Origin of the sequence: Streptomyces sp. McG3, assembly GCF_018619185.1 — a bacterium.
Classification (GTDB): domain Bacteria; phylum Actinomycetota; class Actinomycetes; order Streptomycetales; family Streptomycetaceae; genus Streptomyces.
On record NZ_JAAXYC010000019.1, the window covers coordinates 1 to 17421 of the forward strand.

At 70.3% G+C, this 17421-nt stretch carries 17 protein-coding genes and 1 pseudogene; 1 reads left to right on the forward strand and 17 read right to left on the reverse strand.

What is annotated here, in order from left to right:
* Positions 1-54: 54 nt before the first annotated feature.
* The 12 genes from HET64_RS05325 to HET64_RS05380 all read right to left on the reverse strand — a co-directional run bounded on the left by HET64_RS05325 (position 55) and on the right by HET64_RS05380 (position 12233).
* Positions 55-2895, reverse strand: a complete 2841-nt coding sequence (locus HET64_RS05325) for an RNA helicase (protein ID WP_215102841.1) — start codon at positions 2893-2895, stop codon at positions 55-57.
* A 45-nt stretch (positions 2896-2940) separates the two neighbouring features.
* A complete protein-coding gene (locus HET64_RS05330; protein ID WP_215102843.1) occupies positions 2941-3882 on the reverse strand; it encodes a diacylglycerol kinase in 942 nt (313 codons plus the stop codon).
* A gap of 18 nt (positions 3883-3900) precedes the next feature.
* Positions 3901-4866, reverse strand: coding sequence for a twin-arginine translocase subunit TatC (gene tatC, locus HET64_RS05335; RefSeq protein WP_215102845.1), 966 nt, complete (start codon positions 4864-4866; stop codon positions 3901-3903).
* Positions 4867-4915: 49 nt separating this feature from the next.
* Positions 4916-5212, reverse strand: coding sequence for a Sec-independent protein translocase subunit TatA (tatA, locus tag HET64_RS05340; RefSeq protein ID WP_215102847.1), 297 nt, complete (start codon positions 5210-5212; stop codon positions 4916-4918).
* A 218-nt stretch (positions 5213-5430) separates the two neighbouring features.
* Positions 5431-5628: a hypothetical protein gene (locus tag HET64_RS05345; RefSeq protein WP_215102849.1), complete on the reverse strand. Its 198-nt coding sequence runs from the start codon at positions 5626-5628 to the stop codon at positions 5431-5433.
* A gap of 75 nt (positions 5629-5703) precedes the next feature.
* Entirely contained in the window at positions 5704-6012 is a 309-nt protein-coding gene (locus HET64_RS05350) for a hypothetical protein (RefSeq protein WP_215102850.1), read from the reverse strand.
* 22 nt (positions 6013-6034) lie between these two features.
* Positions 6035-6991 carry a YafY family protein gene (locus tag HET64_RS05355; RefSeq protein WP_215102852.1) on the reverse strand — a complete coding sequence of 319 codons (957 nt, stop codon included), beginning with the start codon at positions 6989-6991 and terminating at the stop codon, positions 6035-6037.
* A 13-nt stretch (positions 6992-7004) separates the two neighbouring features.
* Positions 7005-7958, reverse strand: coding sequence for a YafY family protein (locus HET64_RS05360; protein WP_018959519.1), 954 nt, complete (start codon positions 7956-7958; stop codon positions 7005-7007).
* Positions 7959-8099: 141 nt separating this feature from the next.
* Positions 8100-8471, reverse strand: a complete 372-nt coding sequence (locus HET64_RS05365; RefSeq protein WP_215102854.1) for an FKBP-type peptidyl-prolyl cis-trans isomerase — start codon at positions 8469-8471, stop codon at positions 8100-8102.
* 43 nt (positions 8472-8514) lie between these two features.
* Complete coding sequence (locus HET64_RS05370) at positions 8515-9453, reverse strand: FKBP-type peptidyl-prolyl cis-trans isomerase (RefSeq protein WP_215102856.1); 939 nt, start codon at positions 9451-9453, stop codon at positions 8515-8517.
* A gap of 149 nt (positions 9454-9602) precedes the next feature.
* A complete protein-coding gene (pafA, locus tag HET64_RS05375) occupies positions 9603-10964 on the reverse strand; it encodes a Pup--protein ligase (RefSeq protein ID WP_215102858.1) in 1362 nt (453 codons plus the stop codon).
* A 9-nt stretch (positions 10965-10973) separates the two neighbouring features.
* Positions 10974-12233: an MFS transporter gene (locus HET64_RS05380; RefSeq protein WP_215102860.1), complete on the reverse strand. Its 1260-nt coding sequence runs from the start codon at positions 12231-12233 to the stop codon at positions 10974-10976.
* 135 nt (positions 12234-12368) lie between these two features.
* On the opposite strand from HET64_RS05380, the gene HET64_RS05385 reads away from it, so the two are divergent.
* Positions 12369-13403 carry a LacI family DNA-binding transcriptional regulator gene (locus tag HET64_RS05385; RefSeq protein WP_215102862.1) on the forward strand — a complete coding sequence of 345 codons (1035 nt, stop codon included), beginning with the start codon at positions 12369-12371 and terminating at the stop codon, positions 13401-13403.
* 45 nt (positions 13404-13448) lie between these two features.
* On the opposite strand, the gene prcA is transcribed toward HET64_RS05385, so the two are convergent.
* The 5 genes and pseudogenes from prcA to dop all read right to left on the reverse strand — a co-directional run bounded on the left by prcA (position 13449) and on the right by dop (position 17315).
* Positions 13449-14261 (reverse strand): proteasome subunit alpha, encoded by an 813-nt coding sequence (prcA, locus tag HET64_RS05390; RefSeq protein WP_215102864.1) that lies wholly within the window; start codon positions 14259-14261, stop codon positions 13449-13451.
* 49 nt (positions 14262-14310) lie between these two features.
* Positions 14311-15156, reverse strand: coding sequence for a proteasome subunit beta (gene prcB / locus HET64_RS05395; protein WP_215102866.1), 846 nt, complete (start codon positions 15154-15156; stop codon positions 14311-14313).
* A pseudogene (locus HET64_RS38730) lies at positions 15108-15296 on the reverse strand (endonuclease domain-containing protein); the annotation flags it as partial. The pseudogene HET64_RS38730 and the gene prcB, both read right to left, overlap by 49 nt.
* A 158-nt stretch (positions 15297-15454) precedes the next feature.
* Positions 15455-15673 carry a ubiquitin-like protein Pup gene (locus tag HET64_RS05400; RefSeq protein ID WP_018515354.1) on the reverse strand — a complete coding sequence of 73 codons (219 nt, stop codon included), beginning with the start codon at positions 15671-15673 and terminating at the stop codon, positions 15455-15457.
* Positions 15674-15803: 130 nt separating this feature from the next.
* Positions 15804-17315, reverse strand: coding sequence for a depupylase/deamidase Dop (gene dop / locus HET64_RS05405; RefSeq protein ID WP_215102868.1), 1512 nt, complete (start codon positions 17313-17315; stop codon positions 15804-15806).
* Between the last annotated feature and the right edge of the window lie 106 nt (positions 17316-17421).

Below are 17421 nucleotides of genomic sequence, written 5' to 3' on the forward strand. Positions count from 1 at the left end.
CCCGCACCCCTGCCCCACCCCCGTCAGCGCAGGGCAACGGCACCGGCACCGGCGTCAGCCGACAGAGCTGTACGCCACTACCCCCCGCAACACCGCATCCACCGCCTTGCGCGCGTTCTTCGCCACAGAACTCGCCCCCTCCCCCGCGTCCCGAGGAGCCGCCGCGGCCACCTGCCCCAGCACATCGATCACCTGCTTGCACCACCGTACGAAGTCCCCCGCCGGCATCTCCGCCTCGCGCAGCACCTCGTCCAGCGTCCGGCCGGAGGCCCACATGTAGACCGCCCAGGCGAAGCCGAGATCGGGCTCGCGCTGCCCGACCCCTTCCGTCTGGTTGATCTTGAAGTCCTCCTCCAGGGCGTCAAGCCGGCCCCAGATCCGCACCATCTCGCCCATGGCGACCTTGGCGGGACCGGACGGCAGCTTCGGCGCGACGGCGTCATCTGCCTGCCGCGCCTCGTACACCAACGCCGAGACGCAAGCGGCCAGCTCAGCGGGGTTGAGCCCTTCCCAGACACCCTCGCGCAGACACTCGCTGGCGAGCAGATCCAGCTCCCCGTACAGCCGGGCCAGCCGCCGCCCGTTCGCGGTGACCTCGTTGCCCCGGAGGTAGTCCAGCTCGGTCAGGAGCGCGACGATCCGGTCGAAGGTCCGGGCGATCGTGTTCGTCCGCCCCTCGATCCGCTTCTCCAGCTGCTGGGTGTCCCGCTGCAGCCGGTGGTAGCGCTCGGCCCACCGCGCGTGGTCCTCCCGCTCGTCGCACCCGTGGCACGGGTGGGCGCGCAGCTCGGTCCGCAGCCGGGCGATCTCGCGGTCGTCGGCGGCCGGCGCCCGCCCCTTGCGGTGCCGGTCGGGCACGATGTGCCCGGCCTTCGTCCGCAGCGCGGAGGCCAGATCACGCCGGGACTGCGGCGAGCGCGGGTTGAACGACTTCGGTACGCGCATCCGGTCCAGCGCCTCCACCGGCACCGGGAAGTCCATCGAGGCCAGCCGCTTGACCTGCCGTTCGGCGGTCAGCACCAGCGGGCGCGGCCCGTCGTGGTGGTCGAACCCGCGGTGCCCGTTGGCCCGCCCGGCAGGCAGCCCCGGGTCCAGCACGAGGGCGAGCCCCGCGAACTTCCCCGTCGGCACATGGATGACGTCCCCGGGCTTCAGCTTCTCCAGCGAGGAGGCCGCCGCCGCTCGCCGCTGCGCCGCGCCCTGCTTGGCCAGCTCCGTCTCGCGGTCCTTGAGGTCGCGCCGCAGACGCGCGTACTCCTCGAAGTCACCGAGGTGGCAGGTCATGCCCTCCTGGTAGCCCTCCAGGCCCTCCTCGTTGCGCTGCACCTGCCGCGAGATCCCCACGACGGACTTGTCCGCCTGGAACTGGGCGAACGAGGTCTCCAGCAACTCGCGCGAGCGGTGCCGGCCGAACTGCTGCACCAGGTTGACCGCCATGTTGTACGAGGGGCGGAAGCTGGAGCGCAGCGGATACGTACGGGTGCCCGCGAGGCCGGCCAGCGCCGTCGGGTCCAGGCCGCGCTGCCACAGGACCACCGCGTGGCCCTCGACATCGATGCCGCGGCGTCCGGCCCGGCCGGTGAGCTGGGTGTACTCGCCGGGGGTGATGTCGGCGTGCTGCTCGCCGTTCCACTTGACGAGCTTCTCCAGCACCACGGAACGCGCGGGCATGTTGATGCCGAGCGCCAGCGTCTCGGTGGCGAAGACGGCCTTCACCAGACCGCGGACGAACAGCTCCTCGACGACTTCCTTGAAGGTCGGCAGCATGCCCGCGTGGTGCGCGGCGATACCCCGCTCCAGTCCTTCGAGCCACTCGTAGTAGCCCAGGACGTGCAGGTCCTCGCCGGGGATGGACGCGGTCCGCTCCTCGACGATCTCCCGGACCAGCCGGCGCTTGTCCTCGTCGTTGAGCCGCAGCCCTGCGTACAGGCACTGCTGGACGGCGGCCTCGCAGCCGGCCCGGCTGAAGATGAAGGTGATGGCGGGGAGCAGGCCCTCGTTGTCCAGCCGGTCGATGACCTCGGGCCGGCCGGGCGTCCAGATCCGGCCGCGCTGACGCCTCTCGCGCTCACGGTCGGCCTCGCGCACCATCTTGCCCCGGCGGCGGTCCCGGGGGTTGTAGACGTTCTGGCTCTCCTGCCGGGCGAGACGGACCAGGTCGGGGTTGACCTCACGCCGTCCGGCGCCCCGGCCGCCGTGGTCGGTCGCCTCCTCGAAGAGGTCGTACATCTTGCGGCCGGCCATCACGTGCTGCCAGAGCGGCACCGGGCGGTGCTCGGAGACGATCACCTCGGTGTCGCCGCGCACGGTGTCCAGCCAGTCGCCGAACTCCTCCGCGTTGGAGACGGTCGCCGACAGGGAGACCAGCGTCACCGACTCCGGGAGGTGAATGATCACTTCCTCCCACACCGCGCCCCTGAAGCGGTCGGAGAGGTAGTGCACCTCGTCCATGACCACATAGCCGAGTCCGGACAGCGACTGGGAGCCCGCGTACAGCATGTTCCGCAGGACCTCGGTGGTCATCACGACCACCGGCGCCTCGGAGTTGACGCTGTTGTCGCCGGTCAGCAGACCGACCTTGTCGGCGCCGTAGCGCTTGACCAGATCGGCGAACTTCTGGTTGGAGAGCGCCTTGATCGGTGTGGTGTAGAAGCACTTGCGGCCCTGCTCCAGGGCCAGATGCACGGCGAACTCGCCGACGATCGTCTTGCCCGACCCGGTGGGGGCCGCGACCAGCACCCCCTTGCCCGCTTCCAGGGCCTGGCAGGCCTCGATCTGGAACGGGTCCAGACCGAACTCGTACATCTCGCGGAAGGGCCCGAGGGCCGTCGCCATCTCGGCCGCACGGTCCCGAGAAGCCTGGTATCGCTCAGCTGGTGAGAGGTCCTCTGTCATCTTGGCTACGAGCCTACCCGCCACCTCCGACACTCAGCGCGATCTTTAAATGCCCTTGGCTGTTCCCTCGCCCGGGGCCCGGTCAGCGCCGGCCCGGGGCCCGGTGAGCACCCGTACGGCACCCGGTACGCAGGTGGCGGTGAGCGGCAGCGCGCCCAGCGGTTCACCGTCCGCGTACGCCGTGACCCCGGCCGCCGCCAGCTCGATCGAGGAGACCCGGTGCACGGTGACGGCGGGGTGGCCCAGGTGCGTGCCCCGGTAGACCTTCGGGAAGACCTTGAGGAGCGTGGTGCGGGTGCACCGCCCCACCACGGTCACGTCGAAGAGCCCGTCGTCCATCTCGGCGTCGGCACAGATCCGCATGCCCCCGCCGTACGTGGTTCCGTTGCCGACCGCGATGAGCGTGGCCTCGATCTCGGTGGCCTCTCCCCCGTCGAGCCGGATGCGGTACGGGATCGGCCGGAAGGCGGCCAGCTCGGCGAGGATCGCGAGGTCGTACGTGAACCGGCCGCCGACGAAGCGCATCCGGTTGCCCCGGTCGTTGACCCGGGAGTCGAAGCCGGAGGCGAGGACCGAGCCGAACCAGCGGTCCCCGACCCGCCCGAGGTCGATGTCGCGGTGACCGCCCTGCTTGAGCGCCCGCGCGGCCAGCCGTCCGGCGGCGGCCGGGTCACGTATCGGCAGCCCCAGCGCCCGGGCGAAGTCGTTTCCGGTGCCGACGGCGACGACGCCGAGCGGGGTGGCGGTCCCGGCGACGGCCTGGAGGGCGAGGGACATCAGCCCGTCCCCGCCCACGGCTATCAGTGCCCCGGTCCCCGCCGCGACGGCCTCGCGGGCCCGGCGCAGGGCGTCGTCGGCGTCCTCGCCCAGCACCGTACGGACGGAGAATCCGGCGTCCCGCAACGCGGAAGCGGCCGGCTGCGCGGCGTGCGCGCCCCGGCCGCGTCCTGCGGTGGGATTGACGAAGAGGGTGATCTCGCTGGTCACCCGCCGGACCCTACAAGGTCAGGTGATGTCGTCGTAACCGTTCAGCCGGCGCGATCCGGGACCGTCCGTCTCGCCGGACGCCTGCCCCGGAAGTGCGGGGCGGGAGCCGGAGACTCTCTCGATGCTGCCGACGGGCTCGGGCGTCAGATCGAGATCCGATGCCTCGTCGTCGCTGAGCTCGGCGTCGGGGTTCTTGCGGTTGCGCCGCTTGTCGTTCAGCAGGGAGAAGCCGACGGCGATGAAGTAGAGGACCGCGAGCGGGCCGGCGAGAAGCAGCATGGAAACCGGTTCGCCACCGGGGGTCGCGATGGCCGCGAAAGCGGTGAGGCCCACGATCATCCCGCGCCACCAGCCGAGCATCCGCTTGCCGGAGACGACACCGGTCATGTTCAGCGCGATGAGGAGCAGCGGCAGCTCGAAGGCGATGCCGAAGACGATCACCATGCGGACCAGCAGATCCAGATAGCTGTCGAGCTCGATCTGGTTCTGCACGTTCTCGGGGCTGAACCCGAGCATGATCTCGGCGGTCTGCGGCAGGATCGCGTACGCGAGGTAGGCGCCGGAGAGGAAGAGGGGCGCGCCCACGATGGCGAAGGCGTAGGCGTAGCGCTTCTCACCCTGGTGCAGCCCGGGGGCCACGAAGGCCCACAGCTGGTACAGCCAGACCGGAGTCGCCAGCAGGACGCCGGACATCAGGGCGACCTTGAGGGCGTTGGTGAACGGCGCCAGCAGGGTGTTGGTCTTCAGCAGTGCGCAGGGCTTGCCGTTGACGGCGACGACCACGCCGTCCTTGCATCCGACGGATTCGAGCAGGGGGCGCAGAAGGAAGTCGTAGATCTCCTTCTGGAAGAACGCTGCCACGATCGTCACCACGACGATCGCCAGCACGGCCTTCAGCAGCCGGTTACGCAGCTCACGCAGGTGATCGAGGAGAGGCATCCGCCCCTCGTCGTCCTTCTCCTGCTTGCGGGCAGACTTGAGCAACCCACTTCCCTCGTCTCGTGCGGCGGCTGTCGGCGGAGCGCGTCAGCTGTCAGCTCTGGGTGGTGGGCTTGGCCTCGCTGACCGGGCGGGAACTGGTGACGTCTCCCGGAGCGGCCTGGATGGTGCGCGCGGTGGTGGACTGCGGGGGCGTCGGGTCCTCGACGGTCTCCGTCGTGGGCGCCGCGGTCGTCGCGTCGTCCTTCTTCATGGCCTTGGCCTCGCTCTTGAGGATGCGGGCCGACTTGCCGAGCGAGCGCGCCATGTCGGGAAGCTTCTTGGCACCGAAGAGCAGCAGGATGACAGCGATGATCAGAACGATCTCGAGGGGCTTCAGATTGCCGATCATGTGCGACTTCCTTCTCACTGAGGCGGCTGGAGGGTGGGCTCGCTACCCGTTCGACCGGGCATACGTCCGATCGTTGCGCTTGGCAGCGATCGTAACCCGCAGGGGTAAACGCGAGGCAATGCCCGTGCGTACTCCTGCTTGCGACCCGCACCTCCCTGCCTGGGCCGACCCATGCAGCGTACCCCCCGGTGCGGTCGAACATCAGGTCTCAGGAGCCGTTATCGCAGGCCTTCGCCGGTGGCCGCGAGGCGGCCGGCCGCCCGTTCGAGGTCCTCGGACGCCCGGTTGATCCGCTCCGTGGTGACCGTGACCTGTCGGCCGAGACGCTGGGCCTCGACGAAGACCTTGATGCCCAGGACGCCGAGCACGGTGATGCCCAGGAATCCGAGGGCGATGGCGAGCATGGGCCAGAACATACGGCGGTGCCTCTTCCTACGGGGCTTCCTACAGGACTTGCCACGTCGCTTCCAACGGGCGCGGTGGCCGGGCCGCTACAGCGCGGTGTGCAGGCGCAGCGTCCGCACGCCGCCGCCGGTGAGCAGTTCGATGATGCGCTCCCCGGCGGGCTTGCGGACCGAGGCGCCGCACTCGGGGCAGGTGAAGGTGTAGAAGGTGGTGCGGCTGGTGGCGCCGATCGCGAGGCGCAGTGCCGCGGCGGCCAGCTCGAAGCGCCCGCGGCAGTCGGGGCAGGCGGCCCGGAAGCGTACGGCGGCGGGTACGGGCACCGGGACGGGTCCGGCGCCGGGCAGGGGCGCCGGGCGGATCCCGGTGGTGGCCGGGAACAGGGGCGTCCGGTTCATCGTTGTGTCCCCTCCTCGGGTCTCAGACCGCGTCCTCGTAGGCGGCGAGTGCCTCGCGGGCGGCCTCGCGGGCGCTGTCCGCGAGTTCCGGCGGCGTGACGATGCGGCCCTCGCCGCCGAGGCGCAGGGCGAGCCGGCGCAGGGAGGCCGGGTCCGGGGTGCGCAGGGTGATCCGCAGACCGCCGTCGGGGAGCTCCTCGGCGGAGTCGTGCGGGTAGTACTCCGCGACCCAGCGGCCGCCGGTGCCGACCTCGATGACGACTTCCGGGTCCTCGGCGGCGGGCTGGACCAGCCCCGCGGACAGGTCGCGCAGCTCCAGCTCGGGCGGGGCGGCGGGGGCGTCGAGGAGGCGGATCTCGGCGACCCGGTCCAGCCGGAAGGTCCGGCGGGCCTCGGAGAGCCGGCACCAGCCCTCCATATAGGTGTGCCCGACGGCGAAGAGCCGGATCGGGTCGACCTCGCGCTCGGTGAGTTCGTCGCGGGCGGGCGAGTAGTAGCGCAGCCAGAGCCGGCGGCGCTCGGAGATGGCCCGGTCGACGTCGGCGAAGACGCCGCCCTCCGCCTCGAAGGTCACCGAGAGGCGGGAGCTGGCCGCGCCGGACTCGCCGGCGGCCGTCTCCAGCTTGGCGGTGGCGCGCACGAGGGCGAGCCGGTCGCTCTCGCGCAGGCCGGGCAGGGTGGCGACGGCGCGGGCCGCGACGAGCAGCGCGGTGGCCTCGTCGGCGGCGAGGCGGAGCGGCTCGGCGACGTCGTCCGGGTTGTGCCACCAGATCCGGTCGCCGTCGGTGTCGATGTCGAGGAGGTCGCCGCCGCGGAAGCTGGTGCCGCACATGGGCAGGACGTCGAGGTCGGAGATCAGCTCGTCCTCGGTGATCCCGAAGGCCCGTGCCACGTCCTGGACGTGGGCGCCGGGGCGCTCGCGCAGATACGTCACCAGGGAAAGCATCCGGCGGGTCTGGTCGATCGCGTTCGTGGCCATCGTTTCCCTGCCCCTAGTCCTTGGCCACGGCGCGGAGCCGGTCCACCACATCGGCCCGCAGATCGGCGGGTTCCTCCACGACAACATCCGGGCCGAACTCGACGAGCCAGGCGTCGAGTCCGTGCCCGTACGGGATCTCCAGCTCGTCCCAGCCGTCGCCGCGTTCCCTCACGGCTATCGCGCGCGACCGCAGCGGGTAGCCGGCTCCGGCGCGCAGCCTGATCCGGGCGGTACGGGTCGCGGTCTCGCCGGCCCAGCTCTCGACGGTCTCGCGGACGGTGACGACGTCGGGCACCTCGGCGCTGAAGGCCCCGGCGCGGGAGCGGACCTTGCCGGTGATGCGGGAGAGCCGGAAGACGCGTTCGGCGCCGCGCTCGCGGTCCCAGCCCGCCAGATACCAGTGGCCGCGCCAGCATTCGAGGGTCCAGGGTTCGACCTGGCGCTGCTCGGGGCGGGCGGAGTTGGCCTTGCGGTAGTCGAAGGTGACGGGGCGCCGGTCGCGGCAGGCCAGCATCAGGGGCTCGAAGGCGGCCTCGTGGACGGGGATGCGGGGTTCGAGGGCGCTGTGGACCTCGTAGGCGTCCTCGGCCTCCGGCATTCCGGCGGCCCGCAGCTTCTGGAGGGCGCCGCTCGCTGCTCCGGCGAGGCGGGCCTGCTGCCAGACCTTGGCGGCGAGGCCGAGGGCCGCGGCCTCCTCGGCGTCCAGGGTGATGGGGGGCAGCCGGTTGCTGTCGCGGCGGGCCAGGTATCCGGTGTCGCCGTCGAGGTTCTCGACGGTCTCGATGACGAGGCCGAGCTCGCGCAGATCGTCCTTGTCGCGCTCGAACATCCGGTTGAAGGAGTCGTCGGAGCCCGCTTCCAGGTAGGCCTCGATGGATCCGCGGAGTTCGCGCTTGCTGAGTGGGCGCCGGGTCCCCAGCAGGCACAGCGCGAGGTTCATCAACCGCTCGGCCTTGGCAATCGCCATCGACGCCCTTTCTCTTGTTGCTCTACGACCGTCGACCGTACCGCCCCGGGGTTCTGGGAACCAAAAGGCGGGCCACCAGCCGGAGAGCGGTGAGGGCCCCCGCCGTGCGGCGGGGGCCCTCACACGCGCGACCGGAACGGATCAGACCGCTACGAGGTCGCAGACGAAGATCAGCGTCTCGCCCGGGGCGATCTTGCCGCCGGCGCCGCGCTCGCCGTAGGCGAGGTGCGCGGGGATGATCAGCTCGCGGCGACCGCCGACCTTCATGCCCTGCACGCCCTGGTCCCATCCGGAGATGACCTGACCGGCACCGAGCTGGAACCGCAGCGGGGTGCCGCGGTTCCAGGAGGCGTCGAACTCCTCGCCGGTGGAGAAGGCCACGCCCACGTAGTGGACGGAGACGGTCTGGCCGGCCTGGGCCACCGCGCCCTCGCCCTCCCAGATGTCCTTGATCTGCAGGTCGGCCGGCGGCTCGCCACCCGGGAAGTCGACCTCGGGCTTCTCGATGCTCACTGAACTGCTCCTCTAAATGATGAACTGGACAACCGGGACAGTCTTACACCTTGGCGAGGATGTCCACGGCGAAGACCAGGGTGGAGTTCTTCGGGATGGCCTGCTGCTGCTGGTCTCCGAAGGCCTGGTCCGGCGGGATGACGAGCAGCACCCGGCTGCCGACCTTCTTGTCGGTCAGGCCGTTCTTCAGGCCCTTGAGGGTGACCTGGGACAGCGGGAAGGTCTGGGTCTTGCCCGTGGTGTACGTGTTGTCGAACTCCTTGGCGCCCTTCCAGATCATGCCGACGTAGTTCACGACGACGCTGTCGGACTCCTTGACGACCTCGCCGTCGGACTCCAGGACGTAGTTGGAGACGAGCTTCTTCGGCGGGTCACCCTTGGGGATGGTGACCGTCGGGGCCTTGCCGTCGGTCTTGACGCCGACCTTGGGCAGGTCGATGTTGTCCTGGGCGACCTCGGTGCCCTTGGCGGAGGCCGGGATCTGGGTGGCCTTCAGGATGTCGACGACGAACACGAGCGTGGCGTTGGGCTTGATGTCGCCCTGGCCCTGCTCGCCGTAGCCGAGCTCCGGCGGGATGACCAGCTCGACGCGGCTGCCGACCTTCTGGCCGACCAGGCCCTTGTCCCAGCCCTGGATGACCATGCCTGCGCCGAGCGTGAGGTCGAAGGGCTGCTTGCGGTCGAAGCTGTTGTCGAACGGCTTGGTGGAGTCCCACGCCTGGCCGAGGTAGTTGACCTGGATCGCGTCGCCGTTCTTGAGCTTCGCGCCGTCCCCCTCGCTGATGACGTCGGTCTTCAGCTCCTTGGGCGGGTCACCCTCACCCTTGGAGAGGGTGGGCTTCTCGCCGAACTTGGCGCCCGCGGTGATCGCGGGGACGCCGTTCTTGGACGAGGCGGAGTCGGAGGCCTTGTCGTCGCTGCCGCACGCCACTGCTGTCAGCAGCAGGAGGGGGGCGACGAGAAGGCCGGCAATTCGGCGCACTGGTTCCTCAGATCTCAGGGGGCACGGTGAATCGGTCCCGCAACACTCTAGGCCCTTTGATTCGCTGGGGGCCGGACCCCGCACGGACGGCCCCGGCCCCCAGGACCGGTGGGTCCTGGGGGCCGGGGCCGTGCCGCGGTGACGTCGGCTCACATACCGGCGATCAGCTTCTCCACCCGCTCGTCCACGGAACGGAACGGGTCCTTGCACAACACCGTGCGCTGCGCCTGGTCGTTGAGCTTGAGGTGGACCCAGTCGACGGTGAAGTCCCGCCGCTGCTCCTGGGCCCTGCGGATGAAGTCGCCGCGCAACCGTGCCCGGGTGGTCTGCGGGGGCACCGACTTGCCCTCGAAGATCTTCAGGTCGTTGCAGATGCGGGCGGTCTGCCCCTTGCGCTCCAGGAGGTAGAAGAGGCCTCGGCGGCGGTGGATGTCGTGGTAGGCGAGGTCTATCTGGGCGACCCGCGGATTCGACATGGTCATGTTGTGCTTGGCCCGGTACCGCTCGATGAGCTTGTACTTCATGACCCAGTCGATCTCGGTGCCGATCCGGTCGAGGTCCTCGGCCTCGATCGCGTCCAGGGTGCGGCCCCACAGCTCCAGGACCTGGTCGACGGTGCCGGTGCGGATGCCACGGCGCTCGACGAAGTCCACGGCCTTCTCGTAGTACTCCCGCTGGACCTCGATGGCCGAGGCCTCCCGGCCGTTGGCCAGGCGCACCTTGCGCTGCCCGGTGAGGTCGTGGCTGACCTCGCGGATCGCCCGGATCGGGTTCTCCAGGGTCAGGTCGCGCATCACCGTGCCCGCCTCGATCATGCGGAGCACCAGGTCGGTGGCGCCGACCTTGAGCAGCATGGTCGTCTCGGACATGTTCGAGTCACCGACGATGACGTGGAGACGGCGGTACCGCTCGGCGTCGGCGTGGGGTTCGTCGCGGGTGTTGATGATCGGCCGGGAGCGGGTGGTCGCGGAGCTGACGCCCTCCCAGATGTGCTCGGCACGCTGGCTGACGCAGTAGACCGCGCCGCGCGGGGTCTGGAGCACCTTGCCCGCACCGCAGATCAGCTGCCTGGTGACGAGGAACGGAATGAGGATGTCCGCGAGCCGGGAGAATTCTCCGTGGCGGGCGACGAGGTAGTTCTCGTGGCAGCCGTAGGAGTTTCCCGCCGAGTCGGTGTTGTTCTTGAAGAGATAGACGTCGCCCGCGATTCCCTCCTCGTGCAGGCGGCGTTCGGCGTCGACGAGCAGGCCTTCCAGAATGCGCTCGCCCGCCTTGTCGTGCGTGACCAGTTCGGTCACGTTGTCGCATTCGGGGGTTGCATATTCCGGATGCGATCCCACGTCGAGGTAGAGGCGGGCGCCGTTCCGCAGAAAGACATTGCTGCTGCGGCCCCATGACACAACACGGCGGAAGAGGTAGCGCGCCACTTCGTCAGGTGACAGTCGGCGCTGTCCCCTGAACGTGCACGTGACGCCGTACTCGTTCTCCAGCCCGAAAATGCGGCGGTCCATGACTGAACATTACGCCTTATGGCCTGAGCTGAAACCGGGTTCGACGGCTCCGTTTCGATCATTTTCCGATCCCGTCACGACGGCGGGCGTACGGGAGGGGGGCGTGAGGACGTTCCCGGTGGCCAGGAGGACCACCAGGGCGGCCACTCCCCCGGCCCCGGCGACGGCGAAGCTCCAGGCGGTCGAGCCGAGTTCGACGGCCGGTCCCGCTACCGCCGTGCCGGCCGCCGCGCCCACACCGAACGTGGTGACGAGCCAGGAGAACGCCTCGGTCACGGTGCCGCGCGGGGCGTGCCGGTCGACCACGATGAAGGAGCAGGCGATGGCCGGTGCGAGGAACACTCCGGCGAGGGCGGCGAGGGCGCTCATGACGGGCACCGAGGGGGTGAGCGTCAACGGCAGATAGCCCAGTGCCAGCAGCCCGACGATGACCCGCAGCCGTTTCTCGGGGGCGCCGGCCCACTGCCGCGCCCCGTAGCCGAGGCCGCCGATCAGCGCGCCGAGCCCGAGTGCGGCCATCAGCCACCCGTACACCGATTCCCGGCCGTGGTCGTCCGCGTACGCCACCCCGGCCACCGTGATGGAGCCGAGGGCGAGCCCGACGAAGAAGAACGCGCCGAGCAGGGCGAGGAGTCCGGGCGAGCGCAGGGCGCCGAGCCAGTGTGCCTCACGGGGCGCGGAGCGCCAGGTGCGCGAGGGCTCGGACAGGACCACCGAGAGGGCGCCGAGGACACCGATGGCGTTGATGACGAGCAGCGCGGCGGCGGGCGACCAGAGCGAGACGAGCAGCGTCACCAGGAGCGGGCCGACGGTGAACATGATCTCCTGCGCCACGGCGTCCATGGCGTAGGCCCGGTGCACCTGGCCCTCACCCTTGAGGACGCTGGGCCACAGGGCCCGCAGACCGCCCTCCAGCGGCGGTGTGGCGACTCCGGCGATGATGACGGCCAGGTAGGCCAGCGGGAGCGAGGAGAGGCCGGTGAAGGCCAGCAGGGACATTCCGAGCGCGGAGACCACGGCGGCCGGGAACTGGACGCGCGGCTGCCCGTGGAGGTCGACCGCCCGGCCGAGCAGCGGCTGCCCGACGGCGGTGGCAAGACCGTAGGCGGCGGCGAGCGCGCCGGCCAGGGTGTAGCTGCCGCCCTCCGCCCGGGTGAACAGCACGATCGCGATGTGCGCGGTGCCGTTGGGCAGCCGCCCCACCAGGGTGCCCGTCAGCAGCCGCGCGGCATGCCGCGCCCGGAGGATGTCCAGATATCCCGCGGCCATGTCCGCCCCTCTCCGCCCCGACCGGCTGCGCCGCCCCCGAGGTGTTACGTATAACGTCGAGGCTCATACGTACCATGTGCGCAGTTCGCGGGTCCACCTCGCGGCGTTACGGAAACATCCCGCACGGAGGCACGAGTGACCAGCGCGCAGCAGCCCGTCCCCGCCCGGCCCACCAGCCGCGACGTGGCCCGTGCGGCGGGCGTCTCCCAGGCGACGGTCTCCCTGGTGCTCGGCGAGAAGTGGCCGGGCAGGGTGTCGGAGACCACGGCCCAGCGGGTCCGGGACGCCGCGGCGGAGATCGGCTACCGGCCCAATCTGGCGGCCCGCAGCCTGCGGCTCGGCCGCACCAGGACCGCGCTGCTGGTGGTGCCCGCGCTCACCAACGAGTTCTTCGCGCGGGTGTACGCCGGGGCGGCGGAGCTCGCCGCCGAGCACGACTTCGGCGTGGTGCTCTACCCCTCGCCCGACGGCACGGGCCCGGCGCGGGACCCGTTCGCCTCGGCCCGCGCCGCGCTCGACGGGGTCATCGCGTCCTCGATGGCAGCCGACGCGCTGGGCGCGCTGCACGGGGCGGATCTGCCGCTGGTGATGCTGGACAGCGACCCCTCGGACACCGGGCCCGCCGCCCATGTGAACCTCGACATCGCCGACGGGATGCGGCAGGTGACGGAACATCTGCTGGGGCTCGGCCACCGCCGCTTCCTGCATCTGGCGTCCGCCGTGGACACCTGGACGTTCGCGGTACGCGCCGGGGCGCTGCACCAGGCCCTGAAAGCCGCGGGGGACGCGACGGTGCGCACGGTGCGTGCCCCGCTGGACGTACGGGCGGGGCGCGAGGCGGCCGAACAGGCCCTCTCGGCCGTCGGGGACCGGCCCACCGCGATCATCTGCGACGACGACATTCTCGCCGCCGGGGCCTGCAAGGCGGCCCGCAGGCTCGGGCTGCGGGTGCCGGACGAACTGTCGGTCACCGGATTCGACGACCTGGCACTGGCCACGGCGCTGGAGCCGGAGCTGACCACGGTGCGGCTGCCGGCGGAGCAGGTCGGGGAGCGGGGCATGGAGGCGCTGCTCGCGGTGCTGGAGGGCCGCCCCGCCGATCCGGGCGGTCTGCCGGTCAGGCTGGTCGTACGCGGCTCCACGGCACCGCCGCCCGCCGCCCGGACATGACGGTGCCCCCGGGCCGGGACCCGGGGGCGCTGTCCTGCCGCCGCGCTACTTCTCCGTCTCCTCCGTGGAGTCGGGAGTGCTGCCGGCACTCTCCGTGCCGTCCGTGCTGTCGGTGTCCTCGGTGTCGGACGGGGCGTCCGTCGGCGTGCTGCCGGCGGTCTCCGTGTCCAGCAGCCGGGCCAGCTGACGGCCGACGATCCGCTTGAACTTGCGCTGCTGGGGGCGGGTGCGGTCCAGGACCGCGACCTCCAGGCGCTCCGCGGGGATCTCCCGCTCGCCGCCGCCCGGCTCCCGCGAGAGCGCCTGGACGGCCAGCTTGAGCGCCTCGGCGAGGGTCATGCCGTCGCGGTGGCGCTGGTCGAGGAAGGTGCTGATCTGTTCGGAGTTGCCGCCGACCGCGACCGAGCCGTGCTCGTCCACGATCGAACCGTCGTGCGGCAGCCGGTAGATCTGGTCACCCTCGGGCGCGCTGCCGACCTCGGCGACCACCAGCTCCACCTCGTACGGCTTCTCGGCCGCGCTGGAGAAGATGGTGCCGAGCGTCTGGGCATAGACGTTGGCCAGCCCACGGGCCGTCACATCGTCCCGGTCGTAGGTGTATCCGCGCAGATCGGCGTAGCGCACGCCGCCGATGCGGAGGTTCTCGTACTCGTTGTACTTGCCGGCGGCCGCGAAGCCGATCCGGTCATAGATCTCGCTGAACTTGTGCAGTGCGCGGGACGGGTTCTCGCCGACGAACACAATGCCGTCGGCATACTGCAGCACAACGAGGCTGCGACCACGGGCGATGCCCTTGCGGGCGTATTCCGCCCGGTCGGCCATGGCCTGCTGGGGTGAGACATAGAACGGCGTCGACACCGGCTATCCGTCCCTTTCTGTCAGTGACGAGTGCGTCGGGAGGCTGGGGTCAGAGCAGCGCGGCGCGCGGGCCGTCGGGCTGCTCGAGTCGGCGCTCCAGGATGGCGCGCGCGATCTCGGAGGACTCCTGGTCGGTCAGCCTCCGGAAGCCTTCGTCGGTGATGACGGTGACGATCGGGAAGATGCGGCGCGCCACGTCGGGGCCGCCGGTCGCCGAGTCGTCGTCCGCTGCGTCGTACAGCGCCTGCACGACCAGGGTGAGGGCCTGTTCCTCCGTCAGGTCCTCGCGGTAGAGCTTCTTCATCGCGTTGCGGGCGAAGATCGACCCGGAGCCGGTGGCCGCGTAGCCGCTCTCCTCGGTACGGCCGCCGGTGACGTCGTAGGAGAAGATGCGGCCCTTCTCGCGGTCGACGTCGTAGCCGGCGAAGAGGGGCACCACCGCGAGGCCCTGCATGGCCATGGCGAGGTTGCCGCGGATCATGGTGGAGAGGCGGTTGGCCTTGCCCTCCAGGGAGAGCTGGGCGCCCTCGACCTTCTCGAAGTGCTCCAGCTCCAGCTGGAACAGCTTGACCATCTCCACAGCCAGTCCGGCGGTGCCGGCGATGCCCACCGCGGAGTACTCGTCGGCCGGGAAGACCTTCTGCATGTCGCGCGAGGCGATCATGTTGCCCATGGTGGCGCGCCGGTCGCCGGCCAGGACCACGCCACCGGGGAAGGACGCCGAGACGATGGTCGTCCCGTGCGGCGCCTCGATGGCCCCCTTGAGCGGCGGCAGGCTCCGATTGCCCGGGAGCATCTCGGGCGACTGGTCGGACAGGAAGTCCATGAACGAGGACGAACCCGGCGTCAGGAAGGCAGCTGGTAGACGCCCGGTGCTACGAGTGTTGGCTTCCACGCGTTTCCCTCCAGGTATGCGATGGCCCTGCGCAAGAGAGTCAGGATCATCCCCCAACTTGCCGATGGCCGAATTGCCGTTGAAGCACGTACGCCACGGACCCTACCCGCCAGGCGGGAGTGATCCACATGTTCGGAGGGGGTTATCCGCACCGATCCGGCGGGACCGGGAACCGGCCCCCGGATCGGCGGGCGGGGTGACGGCGCACGCCGTGGCGCACGCCGTCACCCCTCTCCCCCGTTGCCTGCGCATGTCCGCGTGAGCACCCGGAACCCACTCAGGCGTTCACATTGATGAACTACTGTCCACCCTTTTGAACGAAGGACCGAACGAAGTCCTCGGCGTTCTCTTCCAGGACGTCGTCGATCTCGTCCAGGACCGAGTCGACGTCGTCGCTCAGCTTCTCCTGACGCTCCGCGAGGTCCTCGGACGCCTGCGCGTCCTGCGCCTGCTCCTCGGTCTCCTCGGTGGAACGTGTCGCCTTCTGCTGTCCGCCGCCGGTGTCCTTGGTCGCCATGTAGCTCACCCCGCTCGGTTCGAAGCAATCGAAGCTCTTGATCAGACCCTACCCACGGGGTCCGACATTTGACCCGGTAGTTGATGCAACGCCCGCGCCTCAGGTGATTGATTCCCAGCCCGGAGGCCTTTCAGCCGCCCGACAGCACCCGGACCAGCTCCTCCGCCGTCCGGCAGCGGTCCAGCAGGTCCTTGACGTGTTCCTTCGTGCCGCGCAGCGGTTCCAGGGTGGGCACCCGCTGCAGGGAGTCGCGGTCCGGCAGGTCGAAGATCACCGAGTCCCACGAGGCCGCCGCGACGTCGTCGGCGTACTGCTCCAGGCAGCGCCCGCGGAAGTAGGCCCTGGTGTCCTCCGGGGGCTTCGTACGGGCCCTGGTGACCTCGTCCTCGTCCAGGAGGCGCTTCATCTTCCCGCGGGCCGCCAGACGGTTGTAGAGGCCCTTGTCGGGCCGTACGTCCGCGTACTGGAGATCCACCAGATGCAGCCGGGGCGCGTCCCAGTCCAGCGCGTCACGGCGGCGGTAGCCCTCCATGAGCTCCCGCTTGGCGATCCAGTCCAGCTCGCCCGCCAGGCTCATCGGATCGGTCTCCAGGCGGTTGAGGGTGTCCTCCCAGCGGGTCAGGATGTCCTTGGTCTGCTCGTCGGCGTCCGCGCCGTACCGCTCGTCGACGTACTTGCGGGCCAGTTCGAAGTACTCCATCTGGAGCTGGACCGCGGTGAGTGTCCGGCCGCTGCGGAGCGTGATCAGCTGCCGGAGGCCGGGGTCGTGGGAGACCTGGTGCAGGGTGCGCACGGGCTGGTCGACCGCGAGGTCGACGTTGATGAAGGCGTCCTCGATCATGGACAGCACCAGGGACGTGGTGCCGAGCTTGAGATAGGTGGAGATCTCCGAGAGGTTGGCGTCGCCGATGATCACATGGAGCCGGCGGTACTTCTCGGCGTCGGAGTGCGGCTCGTCCCGGGTGTTGATGATGGGGCGCTTGAGCGTGGTCTCCAGACCGACCTCGACCTCGAAGTAGTCGGCGCGCTGACTGATCTGGAAGCCGTGCTCGTTGCCGTCCTGGCCGATGCCGACCCGGCCCGCGCCCGTGACGACCTGGCGGGAGACGAAGAACGGCGTCAGATGGCGCACGATGTCCGAGAACGGCGTCTCCCGCTGCATGAGGTAGTTCTCGTGCGTGCCGTAGGAGGCGCCCTTGTTGTCGGTGTTGTTCTTGTAGAGGTGGATCGGCTGTGCGCCCGGGATGGCGGCCGCCCGCTCCGCGGCCTCCGCCATGATCCGTTCGCCGGCCTTGTCCCAGAGCACCGCGTCGCGCGGATTGGTGATCTCCGGAGAGCTGTATTCGGGGTGCGCGTGGTCGACGTACAGCCGGGCGCCGTTGGTGAGGATGACGTTGGCCAGGCCGATGTCCTCGTCGGTCAGCTGGCTGGAGTCGGCGGTCTCCCGGGCGAGGTCGAAGCCTCGCGCGTCACGCAGCGGATTCTCCTCCTCGAAGTCCCAGCGGGCGCGGCGCGCCCGGTGCATCGCCGCCGCGTAGGCGTTGACGATCTGGGACGAGGTGAGCATGGCATTGGCGTTGGGGTGGCCGGGGACGGAGATCCCGTACTCCGTCTCGATGCCCATTACTCGCCGTACGGTCATGCGGCCCTCCTTGCCCGGCGCCGGCCCCTCCGGGAACGACGCTCAAGTACCGCTGCTGAGTCCGGTGCGTATGCGATGCCCGTCACCGCACTGCGCGACTCGGCGG